We start from the raw sequence: 12815 nt of genomic DNA on the forward strand, positions 1-12815 counted from the left end.
CCGTCTTGTCTGCCTTCAGCCGGTGCGCCGCGGGTGGCGAGCGGCCTGGCCCTCGTTGCCGCGCTTGTAGTTGCCGGTGATCTTGGCCATAGCCTGCTGGCCTTGCTCGAAGCTGCCGGTGTTCAGGATGTGAAGCAGGGCCATGGCGCGGTTGCCGCGCAGCAGGGCCGCCTGGCGGCCCTCGCGCAGCACTTCCAGGCTGCCGTCCTTGCGCTCGCGGTGGCTGAAACCCAGATCGAATGGGCGGGTCGGGGCCGGGTTGAAGTCCTCGCCGTCCTCTGCCGGTGCGGCGGGCTTGTTCATGGCTTCTTGCCTCGCGCCATGATCTTGCCCTCGAACTTGCGCCAGTACTGGAACTCGTCCTCGTGGACTTCGATGTCCAGCTCGGCCACGCGTTGCTGCATGCGCTCCTGCACATCGGCCACCGCCTGGTTGTAGATCAGCGGGCCGATCTCTTCCAGGAAAAAGCCCAGCAGGCCACCGGCGGCGATATTGCCGATGGGGTCGTCCATGTGGTGCTCGAAGTAGCGCTCGATCGAGCGAATCGCTTGTTCGCGGGCGGCTTTGGGGATTTCGATGCTCATGGTGTGTCGTTGGCCTTGCTCACTCAATGGCTCGCGATTTGACCACCGCATAGCGCGCCAGCGTGGCCGCGCGGGCCTCGTCGTGGCGCACGATGGGCGTGGGGTAGTCGCGGCCCAGCACCACGCGGCAGGCTTCCAGCTCCAGCGGCTTGGCCAGCCAGGGCGCGTGGATCAGCTTGGGCGGCAGCTTGGCCAGTTGGGGCAGGTAGCGCTTGATGAACTTGCCTTCGGGGTCGAACTTCTCGCTCTGCGTGACCGGGTTGAAGATGCGGAAGTAGGGCTGGGCGTCGCAGCCGCTGGACGAGGCCCATTGCCAGCCGCCGTTGTTGGCGGCGAGGTCGAAGTCCAGCAGCTTCTCGGCGAAGTACGCCTCGCCGCGCCGCCAATCAATGCCGAGGTCCTTGATCAGGAAGCAGGCCGTCACCATGCGCAGGCGGTTGTGCATATAGCCGCTCTGGTTCAGCTGCAGCATGGCGGCATCGACCAGGGGGTAGCCGGTCTGGCCCTCGCACCAGGCTTCGAACAGATGATCGGCCGCCGGGCCGCTGTCCCAGGTGATGGCGTCGTACTCGGGTCGGAAGGCCCGCACCATGGCATGCGGGTGGTGGTGCATGACCTGGTGGTAGAAATCGCGCCAGATCAGCTCGGAGAGCCAGACCTCGGCGCCACGGTCGCCGCCCTGGGCGCGCTGCCAGGCCTCGCGCGCCAGGCGCCGGATCGAGATGGTGCCAAAGCGCAGGTGCAGGCTCAGGTAGCTGGGGCCCTTGACGGCGGGGAAGTTGCGCGAGGCCTCGTACTGGTCCATGCGGTCGAGAAACTCCTCGAACAAGGCCTCGGCGCCGGAGGCACCCGCGCCCAGATGCGGGCTCAGATCGGTGGGCTCGAAGCCGATCTCGGCCAGGCTGGGTACGCCGCGGGCCAGGGCCGTGGGGGCCAGGGCCGCCGCGTGCCGCGCTACGGGATAGCTGCGCAGATAAAAGTCGTTGATCTGGCGCAGCCAGGCGTTTTTGTAGGGGGTGAACACGCCGTAGGGCTTGCCTGCGCCGGTCAGCACCTCGCTGCGCTCGAACACCACATGGTCCTTGAACGTGCGCAGCTGGCAGGCAAAGCTGGCCAGGGCTTCGGCCACCTGGGCGTCGCGGGACAGGGCCGCGGGCTCGTCGTCGTGGTTGCAGAACACCGCCTGCACTTCCAGCTCGGCCGCCAGGCGCGGGATCTCCTCGGCTGCCCGGCCATGGCGCACGATCAGGCCGCCGCCGGGGCAGAGCGCGCGCAGGCCGGCGTCCAGCTCGACCAGGCTGCGCAGAATGAAGTCGACCCGGCGGTCGCTGCGGGGCAGGGCGTCGAGGATGTCGCGGTCCAGCACGAAGACGCAGAAGACCTGGTCCGCGGCCCGTAGGGCCCGGTGCAGGGCGGCTTGGTCGTCCAGGCGAAGGTCGCGGCGGAACCAGACCAGGGCGCGTGGCACGCTGCCGGTGGGGGCGGGAGTTTGATCGGGGGCATTTATTGGGCGCGTCATCCCGATAGTGTCGCCCGCGAATAAAATGCCTGCATGCCTCAAGATCGGATCGTCCTCGCCAACCAGTTCCTGATCGCCATGCCGGGCATGGCCGACGAGGCCTTCGCCGGCAGCGTCATCTACCTCTGTGAACACAATGAAAAAGGGGCGCTGGGCCTGGTCATCAACAAGCCCATCTCCCTGACCCTGGGCAGCCTGTTCGAAAAGGTCGAGCTGAGCCCGCCCAGCGAGGCGCTGGCAGCCACCGCCGTCTACTACGGCGGCCCGGTGCAGACCGAGCGCGGTTTCGTGCTGCACGAGCCTCTGGACGCCGAGGGCAAGCATTACAACGCCACCCTGGCGGTGCCTGGTGGCCTGGAAATGACCACCAGCCGCGATGTGCTGGAGGCCTTGTCCAACGGCGCCGGCCCGCGCCGCGTGCTGGTCACCCTGGGTTACAGCGGCTGGGCCGCCGGCCAGCTGGAAGAAGAAATCGGTCGCAATGGCTGGCTGACGGTGGACGCCGAGCCCAACATCATCTTCGACACCCCGGTGGAACAGCGCTATGAGCGTGCGCTCGGTCTGTTGGGCGTGGACCCGCGCATGCTGAGCCAAGAGGCCGGTCACGCATGACCGCGCCGGCCCCAGCGACCCCCATTCCCGCACCGGCCGCCGCCGCCGTGCAGACGGCCCTGGCTTTTGACTATGGCAGCCGCCGCGTCGGCGTGGCCTATGGCAGCCGCTTCACCGGCCAGGCCGAGCCGCAGCGCCACATCGCCGTTGAGGGCGAGGCGCGCATGCAGGCGATCGAGAAGTTGGTGCGTGAGTGGCAGCCCCAGGCCCTGGTCATCGGCGTGCCCTTCCACCCCGACGGTGCCGAACACGAGATCACCGCCCGCGCGCGCAAATTTGGCCGCCAGCTGAAGAGCCGCCTGCGCCTGCCCGTCTTCGAGGTGGACGAGCGCTACACCAGCGTCGAGGCCGAGAGCCAGGGCGCGCGCGATGTCGATTCGGCCGCGGCCGCCCTGATTCTTGAACAGTTTTTCAGAGAGAACACATGAGCACTTTGCTACTGGATGCCGAGGCGATCTATGCCGATCTGCTGCGCGGCGTGCAAAAACTCTGGCAGCCTGAGGCGGCGCTGGTGGGCATCTGGTCGGGCGGCGCCTGGCTGGCCGAGCGGCTGCAGCGCGATCTGGGTCTGGCCGGCCAGGCCGGCGTGATCTCCAGCTCCCTGCATCGCGATGACTTCGGCTCCAAAGGCATGTCGGCCAAGGCCGACCACACCAAGCTGCCTTTCGAGGTGGAAGGCCGCCACATCGTCCTGATCGACGATGTGCTCTACACCGGCCGCACCACGCGCGCCGTGATCAACGAGCTCTTCGATTTCGGCCGCCCGGCCAGCGTCACCCTGGCGGTGCTGGTGGACCGTGGCGGGCGCCAGCTGCCGATCGAGCCGGCCTTCTCGGCCGCGCGCGTGCACCTGCCGGCCGAACAGCGTCTGCGCCTGGCCAAGAGCGAGGACGGCCGTTTCAGTTTTGATGTCAAGGAAGGCTGAACGCCATGCTCTCCAAACGCAACCCCCAGCTGAACAAGCACGGTGAGCTGGTTCACCTCTTGTCCATTGAAGGCCTGCCCCAGGCCATCATTCACCAGATTCTGGACACCGCCGGCACCTTCCTCTCGGTCAACGACCGCGAGGTCAAGAAAGTGCCGCTGCTGCGCGGCAAGTCGGTGTTCAACCTGTTCTTCGAGAACAGCACCCGCACCCGCACCACCTTCGAGATCGCGGCCAAGCGCCTGTCGGCCGATGTGCTGAACCTCGACATCGCCCGCTCCAGCACCGCCAAGGGCGAGACCCTGCTGGACACGGTGGCCAATCTCTCGGCCATGCATGCCGATATGTTCGTGGTGCGCCACAGCGAATCGGGCGCGCCCTACCTGATCGCCCAGCATTGCGCGCCCCATGTGCATGTGGTCAACGCCGGTGACGGCCGCCATGCGCACCCGACCCAGGGCCTGCTCGATATGTACACGATCAGGCACTTCAAGAAGGACTTCCGCAATCTGACCGTGGCCATCGTCGGCGACATCGTGCATTCGCGCGTGGCCCGCTCCGACATCCATGCGCTCAACATCCTGGGCGTGCCCGAGATCCGCGCGGTTGGCCCCAAGACCCTGGTGCCGGGCGACCTCAAGGACATGGGCGTGCGCGTCTGCCACGACATGGCCGAGGGCGTGCGCGATGCCGACGTCATCATCATGCTGCGCCTGCAGAACGAACGCATGAGTGGTGCCATGCTTCCCAGCGCCGGCGAGTTCTTCAAGAACTTCGGCCTGACGCCCGAGAAGCTGGCCCTGGCCAAGCCCGACGCCATCGTCATGCACCCAGGCCCGATCAACCGGGGCGTGGAAATCGCCTCCACCGTGGCCGATGGCGCGCAAAGCGTGATCCTGCCGCAGGTGACCTTCGGCATCGCCGTGCGCATGGCGGTCATGTCCATCCTCGCTGGAAACGAAGCATGAAGATGAGCCCACCCCCGATGCGCTTCGCGCCTCCCCCTCAAGGGGGCGAGCCCAGTGGCCCGGCAAAGCCGGTTCCACGGGCTCTGCTGGGTGAAGTCGGCGAGGTTCATGGCCTGGCATGTGTTGCTGCACAGGAGTTCTGCAAGTGAAGATTCTTATCAAAGGCGGGCGTTTGATCGACCCGGCCAGCGGCCTGGACCGCATCGGCGACCTGGCCATCGCCAACGGCCGCATCGTCGGCCTCGGCGATGTCGGTGAGTTTTCGGCCGAGCGCGTCATCGAGGCCGGCGGCCTGGTGGTGGCGCCGGGCCTGGTGGACCTGGCGGCGCGCCTGCGCGAACCCGGCCATGAGCACGAAGGCATGCTCGAGAGCGAGTTGGCCGCGGCCGCCGCCGGCGGCGTGACCAGCCTGGTCTGCCCGCCCGACACCGACCCGGTGCTGGACGAGCCCGGCCTGGTCGAGATGCTCAAGTTCCGCGCCCGCAAGCTGAGCCGCTGCCGGCTCTTCCCGCTGGGCGCGCTGACGACGCATTTGAGCGGTGAGTCGCTGACCGAGATGGCCGAGCTGACCGAGGCCGGCTGCATCGGCTTCTCGCAGGCCGACCAGCCCATCCGTGACACCCTGGTGCTGGCCCGCGCCCTGTTGTACGCGGCCACCTACGACTACACCGTCTGGCTGCGCCCGCTCGATGCCTATCTGTCCGGCGGCGTGGCCGCCAGCGGCGCGGTGGCCACCCGCCTGGGCCTGTCCGGTGTGCCGGTGACGGCCGAAACCGTGGCCTTGCACACCATCTTCGAGCTGATGCGCTCGACCGGTGCGCGCGTCCACCTCTGCCGCATCTCCAGCGCTGCCGGCGTGGCCTTGGTGCGTGCGGCCAAGCAGGAGGGCCTCAAGGTGACGGCCGATGTGTCCATCAACTCCCTGCACCTCAGCGATGTGGACATCGGCTACTTCAACCCGGCCATGCGCCTGAACCCGCCGCTGCGCCAGGGCCGCGACCGCGACGCCCTGCGCGCCGGCCTGGCCGATGGCACGCTGGATGCGCTGGTGTCCGACCACATGCCGGTCGCACCCGACGAGAAAAACGTGCCCTTTGCCGAAGCCACGCCGGGCGCCACCGGCCTGGAGCTGCTCCTGAGCCTGGCCCTGCGCTGGGGCCAGGACAGCGGCCTGACCCTGGTGCAAAGCCTGGGCGTGGTCACGGCCGCGCCGGTGCGCGTGCTGGGCAGCACCCTGGGCTCGCTGGGCGCCAGTGCGGGCCGCTTGGTCGAGGGCGGCGTCGCCGATGTCTGCGTCTTCGACCCGGCCGCCAGCTGGGCGGTCACGCCCGAGCGCCTGAGCAGCCAGGGCAAGCACACGCCCTTTGCCTACGAGATCAGCGGCTTCGAGCTGCCGGCCCAGGTGCGCTACACGGTGGTGGCCGGCCATATGGCTTTCGAAGCCGCGGCTGCGCGCTGAAATGCGCAATCTGCTCGCCGCCTGGCGCTTGCTGCGCTTTGTCCTGCATGTGCTGCACGGGCTCTTGATGATCAAGCTGCTGTTCCCGAGCCTGAGCTTGGGGCAGCGCCACCACCGCATCCGCTGGTGGTCGGGCAAGATGCTGGCGCTGATGGGCGTGGGCCTGCAGCTCCAGGGTCAGGCCCGGCCGGGCCCCAAGCTGATCGTCGCCAACCATGTGTCTTGGCTGGACATTGCGGCCGTGCATGCGGTGCTTCCCGAGGCGCGCTTCGTCTCCAAGGCCGATGTCAAGCATTGGCCGGTGGTGGGCGCGCTGACCGAGGGCGTGGGCACCTTGTTCATCGAGCGCGCCAGCAAGCGCGACGCGCTGCGCGTGGTGCACCAGATGGCCGATGCGCTCAAGGCAGGCGACACCGTGGCCGTCTTTCCCGAGGGCACGACCGGGGCCGGCCCCGAGCTGCTGCCTTTCCACGGCAATCTGCTGCAGGCGGCCATCGCCACCGAGACAGTGATCCAGCCTCTGGCCCTGCGCTGGCATGAGCCGGGCGAGCGCTTCAGCAGCTCAGCCCGCTTCATCGGCGACACCACCATGATCGCCAGCCTCTGGACCGTGCTCAAGGCGCGCGGCGTGGGCATCGACATCCAGATCCTGCCGGCCCTGGAGAGCGCGCATGCCGACCGCCGCGCCCTGGCTGAGCATGTGCGCGAGCAGATCGCCGAAGCGCTGGCTGCGAATTGACACAAAAGCCTGGCAGGCGGGGCCGGGTGAGGCCGCGCGACTCCGTTAAAGTGGGCGGATGAGCGTCACCCCGCTGCCCAAGAGCTCGCTGTCCATCCGCCGCGTCGGCATCGACACCTGGCGCGAAAACGTGGCCTATCTGCACCGCGACTGCCCGGTGGTGCGTGCAGCGGGCTTCCAGGCCCTGTCCAAGGTCGAGATCCACACCCGCAACGGCCAGGGGCCGCGCAGCATCCTGGCGGTGCTCAATGTGGTGGATGACGAGCGCATCGTCAGCGCCTGCGAGCTGGGCCTGAGCGAAGAGGCTTTTGCCCGCCTGGGCGTGGTCGAGGGCCATGCAGCCACGATTGCCCATGCCGAGCCGCCGGGATCGATTGCCGCCTTGCACCGCAAGATCAATGGCGAGCGCCTGGGCCGCGAGGAACTGGCCGCCATCATCCGTGACGTGGCGCAAGCGCGTTACTCCAAGATCGAGCTGGCCGCCTTTGTGGTGGCCACCAACCAGTACGAGCTGGACCGCGAAGAGGTGCTGCACCTGACCGAGGCCATGATTGCCGTCGGCCGCCGCCTGGACTGGAAGGGCCAGGTCGGCGCTGGCCCCGTGGTGGACAAGCACTGCATCGGTGGCATCCCGGGCAACCGCACTTCCATGCTGGTGGTGCCCATCGTCGCCGCCCACGGCATGCTCTGCCCCAAGACCAGCTCGCGCGCCATCACCTCACCCTCGGGCACGGCCGACACCATGGAGGTGCTGGCGAATGTGGAGCTGGGTTTCGAGCGCATGGTCGAGATCGTGCGCGCCACCCGCGCCTGCCTGGCCTGGGGTGGCACGGCCGATCTCTCGCCGGCCGATGACATCCTGATCTCGGTGGAGCGGCCGCTGTCCATCGACTCGCCCGGCCAGATGGTGGCCTCCATCCTCTCCAAGAAGATCGCGGCCGGCTCCACCCATCTGGTGCTGGACATCCCGGTCGGGCCCAGCGCCAAGGTGCGATCGATGGTCGAGGCGCAGCGGCTCAAGAAGTTGTTTGAGTACGTGGCCGGCCATCTGCGCCTGCAGCTCGACGTGGTGCTCAGCGATGGCCGCCAGCCCATCGGCCGCGGCATCGGCCCGGTGCTGGAGGCCCAGGACGTGATGCAGGTGCTGCAGTGCGACCCCGCCGCGCCACAGGACCTGCGCCAGAAGGCCTTGCGACTGGCCGGCCGCATGATCGAGTTCGACCCCGATGTGCGCGGCGGCGAGGGCTATGCCATCGCCCGCGACATCCTGGAAAGCGGCCGCGCCCTGGCGCAGATGAATGCCATCATCGATGCTCAGGGCCGCCGCCAGGACATGCCGACCGTAGGGGCGCTGAGCTTCGAGGTGCGGGCACCGGCGGAGGGCCATGTCATCGCCATCGACAACCTGCGCATCGCCCGCGTGGCGCGCCTGGCCGGGGCGCCGCAGGTGGCGGGCGCCGGCCTGCTGCTGCTCAAGCGGCTTGGTGACCCGGTGCGGACGGGCGAGCCGCTCTACCGCATCCACGCCCAGTTCGAGGCCGATCTGCAGTTTGCCCGCGACCTGGCCGAAAAAGACTCGGGCTGCCAGATCGGCCGGCTCGACCAGCTGCCGCATGAATTTGCCAGCGGCTCCCTGTTCTCTCTCTGAAAGTGATTCGCCATCCATGAGCGATCTTCTGCATGCCCGGGCCCTGTTGCTGGCCTTCGAGGACGAGCGAGCGTTGGCCGAGGAACTGGCCGCCGCGCTGGCCGTGCCTTTGGCCTTCATCCGCCGCCATCGCTTCCCGGATGGCGAGCTGCGCCTGGTTCTGCCCAAGCCGCTGCCGCCCACGGTCTTCCTGCTGCGCGGCTTGCAGCAGCCCAATGAAAAGCTGGTGGAGCTCTTGATTGCCGCGCCGACCGCGCGCGAACTGGGCGCCGATCGCCTGGTGCTGGTCTCGCCCTACCTGGCCTATATGCGCCAGGACATGGAGTTCACGCCCGGCGAGGCGGTCAGCCAGCGCCATATCGCGCGCCTGCTGGCCCAGCAGTTCAACCACGTGATCACCCTGGACCCGCATCTGCACCGCATCGCCAGCCTCGATGAGGTGATGCCGGCAGGGGCCGGCTTTGCGCTCTCGGTGGCACCGGTGCTGGGTGCCTGGATTGCCGCGCATGTGCCGGGCGCGCTGCTGATCGGGCCCGATGAAGAGTCGGCGCAATGGGTCAGCGAGGCCGCCGCCGCAGGTGGCTTGGACCATGCCATCGGCCGCAAGGTGCGGCATGGCGACCACCAGGTCGAGCTGGCCTTGCCGGAGCTCGAGGTGAGCGGCCGGGCCATCGTGCTGCTGGACGATATGGCCTCGACCGGTCGCACCCTGATCGGCGCGGCCCAGGGCTTGCTGGCCCGGGGGGCGGCCTCGGTCGATGTAGCCGTGACCCATGCCTTGTTCAACGGCGATGCCTTGCCGGCCCTGCAGGCCGCGGGCGTGCGCCATGTCTGGAGCAGCAACAGCGTGCCGCATGGCAGCAATGCCGTTAGCATCGTGCCGCTGCTGGCGGGGGTCTTGCGGCGCTGGTTGTGAAGGACTGAAGCGGCCGGGCTGCCGTCTCGGGCCCGGCCTTCCACAGCGTGCTGAGTGAGGAGTGGCTGAGCGCGATGCAATTGCTGAAGCTGGTGGCGGAACAGATCCAGGTGGGCGCGCCCTTGCCCTTCAATGTGCGCGATGCCGCCGGCGGCCTGCTGCTGGCCTGCGGGCAGAAGGTCTACAGCCAGACCCAGCTGCTGGCCCTGCTGGAGCGCGGCGTGTTTGCCGATGTGCAGGAACTGCAGGCCCTGCAAGCAGGGCAGGCCGTGCCGGCCGAGCCGCCCTCGCTGGCCTCGCGCTGGCAGCAGGCGGTCTGGTCGCTGGATCTGATGCTCAAGAGCCTGGGCGACAGCGAGCATTTCCTGGCCAACTGCGATGAGGTCACCACCGAGCTGATCACCCTGGCGCGCCAGGATGGCGATGTGGCGCTGTACCAGTCGGTGCGGCAGGAAAACCAGCAACTGCGCCTTTACGGCCTGACCCATTCCCTGCATGTGGCCACGCTCTGCCTGATGGTGGCGCAGCGCCTCGGATGGGCGGAATCGCGCCAGCGCTCGGCCGTCAAGGCAGCGCTGACCATGAATGCCAGCATCATCGAGCTGCAGGGGCGCTATGCCATGGCCGGCGGCCGCCTGACCGAGAGCCAGCGCGAGCAGATCCGCCGCCACCCCGAGGAGGCCACCAAGCGCCTGCGCGCCGCCGGCACGGCCGATGAGGAATGGCTGGTCGCCGTGGCCCAGCACCATGAGCAAGCGGGTGGCCGCGGTTATCCGCGCGGCCTGACCGAGGTGGAGGAGCTGGCGCGCCTGCTGCGCCTGGTCGATGTCTTCATGGCCAAGATCAGCGCCCGCACCAGCCGGCCGGCCATGGACATCAAGCTGGCCGCGCGCCAGACCTACGAGGCCGCCCCCGGCGACGCCATGGTGGCGGCGCTGATCAAGGAGTTCGGCATGTACCCGCCGGGTGAATTGCTGCGCCTGGCCAGCGGCGAGCTGGCCGTGGTGGTGCGGCGCGGCGCCAGCCTGCAATGCCCCGTGGTGATGACCCTGGTCGATGCCCAGGGCAAGGCCTGCGCCGTGCCCATGCGCCGCGACACCTCGCGGCCCGAGCATGCGGTGGCGGCCGTGGTGCCCGACAAAAGTCTGCTCGCACGCGTGCCCAGCGAGCGGCTCTACGGGCTCTACGGCCTGCATGGTCTGGATGCCTTGAATCCCCTGCACTGACCCCCTGCTTGCAGGGCGATGCCGGCGGCTGCGCCGCTGGTCGGGCCGCCAGCAGCGGCGTAGACTGGAGCGACAAGTGCGGCCTCGTTGGTGAGGCCGGCACGGGGTGCCATGAAGGCCCGGCTGCCCCGGGACATCAAACAGCGACGGAGTCCGCATCATGCAGTTGCTGAAGCTGGTCGCCAAGCAGCTCACCGTCGGTGAGCCATTGCCTTTCAATGTGCGTGATGAGCTGGGCAGCCTGCTGCTGGCATGCGGCCAGGTCTTGCGCAGCGACGCCCAGCTGGAGATGCTGCTGGGCCGCGGCATGTATGCCGATGTCGAGGAAATCAGGGCCCTGGCGGCCGGCCGCAAGGTGGCGGTGGCCACGCCGACGGTGTTCGCGCGCTGGAACCAACTGCCTTGGGCGCTGGACGTGCTGTTGAAGAATGTCAGCGTCGAGGCGGGCTTTGTGGCGGCCTGCGAGGAGCTGGCTCAGGAGCTGATCCGCCTGGTGCAGCGCGACCCCGATGTGGCCTTGTTCCAGGCCACGCGCCAGGAGTCGCATCAGCTGCGCAACTACGGGCTGACCCATGCCATGTTTGTCGCCACGGGCGTGCTCCTGCTGGCCCAGCGCCTGGGCTGGAGCGAAGCCCGCCAGCTCACGGCTGTGCAGGCTGCCTTGACCATGAACCTCAGCATCGTCGATCTGCAAGGGCGCTTTGCCGTGCACGGCCGCATGACCGAAGAACAGCGCGCCCAGCTGCGTGCCCATCCGGACACGGCCGAGGCGCAGCTGCGTGCCGCCGGGGTTGAGGATGAGGAATGGCTGCAAGCGGTGCGCGAGCACCACGAGCATGCCGATGGACAGGGCTATCCGCGCGGTTTGAGTCAGGTGTCGGAGCTGGCCGAGCTGCTTCGCCTGATGGATGTGTTCATGGCCAAGATCAGCCGGCGCGAGTCGCGCCCGGCCCTGGCGGTCAAAGAGGCCGAGCGGCAGGCTTACGCCTTGATGCCCGGCAGCCCCTTCGTTGCTGCGCTGGTCAAGGAGGTGGGCATCTATCCGCCCGGCGAGCTGGTCAATCTGGCCAGCGGCGAGCGTGCGGTGGTGATCCGCCGGGGCGCCAGCATGTCAACGCCCCTGGTGGCGGCTCTGACCGATCGCAAAGGCTTGCCGATCACCCAGACGCCCAAACGCGACTGCGCTCAGCGCGAATTCTCGATCGCCGCGCTGGAGTCTGACAAGACCTTGGTCAGCCGCGTACCGCTGGAGCGGCTGTACGGCCTGCTCACCTGAGGGGCCCTGCGGCCCCGGGGGTCAGGCCTTGCCCTGGCTGGCCACGGCGGCCGCTGCCTTGGCCGCGGCTTCGGCGTCGCCGAGGTAGTAGCTCTTGATCGGCTTGAGATCGGCATCGAGCTCATAGACCAAGGGGATGCCGTTGGGGATGTTGACGCCAACGATGTCGTTGTCGCCAATGCCGTCCAGGTACTTGACCAGGGCACGGATGCTGTTGCCGTGGGCGGCGATCACCACGCGCTTGCCCAGCTTGATGGCCGGAGCCACGCTGCCTTCCCAGAAGGGCAGGACGCGGGCCACCGTGTCTTTCAGGCACTCGGTCAGCGGAATGTCCTCGGGGTCCATCTTGGCGTAGCGCAGATCGCCGCGCTCGCTGCGCGGGTCGCTGGGTTCCATGGCCGGCGGCGGGGTGTCGTAGCTGCGGCGCCAGACCAGCAGCTGTTCGTCACCGTACTGCTTGGCGATATCGGCCTTGTTCAGACCTTGCAGCGAGCCGTAATGGCGCTCGTTCAGGCGCCAGCTGTGGACGACCGGCAACCAGGTGCGGTCCATTTGATCCAAACAATGCCAAAGCGTCCAAACCGCACGCTTGAGCATCGAGGTGTAAGCCACGTCAAAGTCAAGGCCTGCATCCTTGATCAAGCGCCCGGCCTGTTTGGCCTGCTCCACACCGGTGGGGGTCAGGTCAACATCGGTCCAGCCGGTGAAACGGTTTTCGAGGTTCCAGGTGGATTCGCCATGGCGAATGAGCACGAGTTTGTACATGGACATTGCTTGATAGGGCCGCCCGATTTGGGCTGCTTGGATTCTACGGGCCCGCTATCGCAAGTCATGCTTCACGCTTGCTTGCGATTCGTACTCAAGTCTGTGGCGTCGGGGCCGACAACGTCTGTACAGAGTTGGGCGTTGGGCGCACATTTGTGCGGCACGCCTGTTTTTTGCT

General features: G+C 67.9%; 14 protein-coding genes. 10 read left to right on the top strand and 4 right to left on the bottom strand.

Annotation, left to right across the window (positions count from 1 at the left end; all coding sequences use genetic code 11):
- Positions 1-15 precede the first annotated feature (15 nt).
- From OOB33_RS09755 to OOB33_RS09765, 3 genes are read right to left on the bottom strand one after another with little or no spacing between them, the layout of a single operon-like run.
- Positions 16-303 (bottom strand): hypothetical protein, encoded by a 288-nt coding sequence (locus tag OOB33_RS09755; protein ID WP_102767750.1) that lies wholly within the window; start codon positions 301-303, stop codon positions 16-18.
- On the bottom strand, positions 300-584 hold the full coding sequence (locus OOB33_RS09760; protein ID WP_271008510.1) for a DUF2164 domain-containing protein: 285 nt from the start codon (positions 582-584) through the stop codon (positions 300-302). Before OOB33_RS09760 ends, OOB33_RS09755 begins: the two co-directional genes overlap by 4 nt.
- 19 nt (positions 585-603) lie before the next feature.
- Positions 604-2103, bottom strand: a complete 1500-nt coding sequence (locus OOB33_RS09765; protein ID WP_271008511.1) for a cryptochrome/photolyase family protein — start codon at positions 2101-2103, stop codon at positions 604-606.
- Between the two features lie 33 nt (positions 2104-2136).
- Between OOB33_RS09765 and OOB33_RS09770 the strand changes: the two genes are divergently transcribed.
- The 10 genes from OOB33_RS09770 (at position 2137) to OOB33_RS09815 (ending at position 11872) form a co-directional block, all read left to right on the top strand.
- Positions 2137-2715 (top strand): YqgE/AlgH family protein, encoded by a 579-nt coding sequence (locus OOB33_RS09770; protein WP_271008512.1) that lies wholly within the window; start codon positions 2137-2139, stop codon positions 2713-2715.
- Positions 2712-3143, top strand: coding sequence for a Holliday junction resolvase RuvX (gene ruvX, locus OOB33_RS09775; RefSeq protein ID WP_102767746.1), 432 nt, complete (start codon positions 2712-2714; stop codon positions 3141-3143). The genes OOB33_RS09770 and ruvX overlap by 4 nt, the downstream gene beginning before the upstream one ends.
- Positions 3140-3640: a bifunctional pyr operon transcriptional regulator/uracil phosphoribosyltransferase PyrR gene (pyrR, locus tag OOB33_RS09780; protein WP_102767745.1), complete on the top strand. Its 501-nt coding sequence runs from the start codon at positions 3140-3142 to the stop codon at positions 3638-3640. Before ruvX ends, pyrR begins: the two co-directional genes overlap by 4 nt.
- A gap of 5 nt (positions 3641-3645) precedes the next feature.
- Positions 3646-4608, top strand: coding sequence for an aspartate carbamoyltransferase catalytic subunit (locus OOB33_RS09785; protein ID WP_102767744.1), 963 nt, complete (start codon positions 3646-3648; stop codon positions 4606-4608).
- Between the two features lie 145 nt (positions 4609-4753).
- Positions 4754-6067, top strand: coding sequence for a dihydroorotase (locus OOB33_RS09790; protein WP_102767743.1), 1314 nt, complete (start codon positions 4754-4756; stop codon positions 6065-6067).
- 1 nt (position 6068) lies between these two features.
- On the top strand, positions 6069-6806 hold the full coding sequence (locus tag OOB33_RS09795) for a lysophospholipid acyltransferase family protein (protein ID WP_271008513.1): 738 nt from the start codon (positions 6069-6071) through the stop codon (positions 6804-6806).
- Between the two features lie 58 nt (positions 6807-6864).
- Positions 6865-8454, top strand: a complete 1590-nt coding sequence (locus tag OOB33_RS09800) for a thymidine phosphorylase family protein (RefSeq protein WP_271008514.1) — start codon at positions 6865-6867, stop codon at positions 8452-8454.
- Between the two features lie 16 nt (positions 8455-8470).
- The gene (locus OOB33_RS09805; RefSeq protein ID WP_271008515.1) at positions 8471-9370 is read left to right on the top strand and encodes a ribose-phosphate diphosphokinase; all 900 of its coding nucleotides are present in this window, start codon (positions 8471-8473) and stop codon (positions 9368-9370) included.
- Between the two features lie 74 nt (positions 9371-9444).
- Positions 9445-10596, top strand: coding sequence for an HD-GYP domain-containing protein (locus OOB33_RS09810; protein WP_171825582.1), 1152 nt, complete (start codon positions 9445-9447; stop codon positions 10594-10596).
- A 160-nt stretch (positions 10597-10756) separates the two neighbouring features.
- Positions 10757-11872 carry an HD-GYP domain-containing protein gene (locus OOB33_RS09815; protein WP_102767738.1) on the top strand — a complete coding sequence of 372 codons (1116 nt, stop codon included), beginning with the start codon at positions 10757-10759 and terminating at the stop codon, positions 11870-11872.
- A 21-nt stretch (positions 11873-11893) separates the two neighbouring features.
- On the opposite strand, the gene gpmA is transcribed toward OOB33_RS09815, so the two are convergent.
- On the bottom strand, positions 11894-12637 hold the full coding sequence (gene gpmA, locus OOB33_RS09820) for a 2,3-diphosphoglycerate-dependent phosphoglycerate mutase (protein WP_102769582.1): 744 nt from the start codon (positions 12635-12637) through the stop codon (positions 11894-11896).
- Positions 12638-12815 lie beyond the last annotated feature (178 nt).

It is taken from the genome of Paucibacter sp. B51, from assembly GCF_027863535.1.
GTDB lineage: Bacteria > Pseudomonadota > Gammaproteobacteria > Burkholderiales > Burkholderiaceae_C > Paucibacter_A > Paucibacter_A aquatilis.

Bases quoted from the DNA above. Each gene is read 5' to 3' on its own strand.
- ruvX (WP_102767746.1), top strand. From the start codon at position 2,712: ATGACCGCGCCGGCCCCAGCGACCCCCATTCCCGCACCGGCCGCCGCC.
- OOB33_RS09800 (WP_271008514.1), top strand. From the start codon at position 6,865: ATGAGCGTCACCCCGCTGCCCAAGAGCTCGCTGTCCATCCGCCGCGTC.
- OOB33_RS09795 (WP_271008513.1), top strand. From the start codon at position 6,069: ATGCGCAATCTGCTCGCCGCCTGGCGCTTGCTGCGCTTTGTCCTGCAT.
- OOB33_RS09765 (WP_271008511.1), bottom strand. From the start codon at position 2,103: ATGACGCGCCCAATAAATGCCCCCGATCAAACTCCCGCCCCCACCGGC.
- OOB33_RS09770 (WP_271008512.1), top strand. From the start codon at position 2,137: ATGCCTCAAGATCGGATCGTCCTCGCCAACCAGTTCCTGATCGCCATG.
- pyrR (WP_102767745.1), top strand. From the start codon at position 3,140: ATGAGCACTTTGCTACTGGATGCCGAGGCGATCTATGCCGATCTGCTG.
- OOB33_RS09785 (WP_102767744.1), top strand. From the start codon at position 3,646: ATGCTCTCCAAACGCAACCCCCAGCTGAACAAGCACGGTGAGCTGGTT.
- OOB33_RS09755 (WP_102767750.1), bottom strand. From the start codon at position 303: ATGAACAAGCCCGCCGCACCGGCAGAGGACGGCGAGGACTTCAACCCG.
- OOB33_RS09760 (WP_271008510.1), bottom strand. From the start codon at position 584: ATGAGCATCGAAATCCCCAAAGCCGCCCGCGAACAAGCGATTCGCTCG.
- OOB33_RS09810 (WP_171825582.1), top strand. From the start codon at position 9,445: ATGCAATTGCTGAAGCTGGTGGCGGAACAGATCCAGGTGGGCGCGCCC.
- gpmA (WP_102769582.1), bottom strand. From the start codon at position 12,637: ATGTACAAACTCGTGCTCATTCGCCATGGCGAATCCACCTGGAACCTC.
- OOB33_RS09815 (WP_102767738.1), top strand. From the start codon at position 10,757: ATGCAGTTGCTGAAGCTGGTCGCCAAGCAGCTCACCGTCGGTGAGCCA.
- OOB33_RS09805 (WP_271008515.1), top strand. From the start codon at position 8,471: ATGAGCGATCTTCTGCATGCCCGGGCCCTGTTGCTGGCCTTCGAGGAC.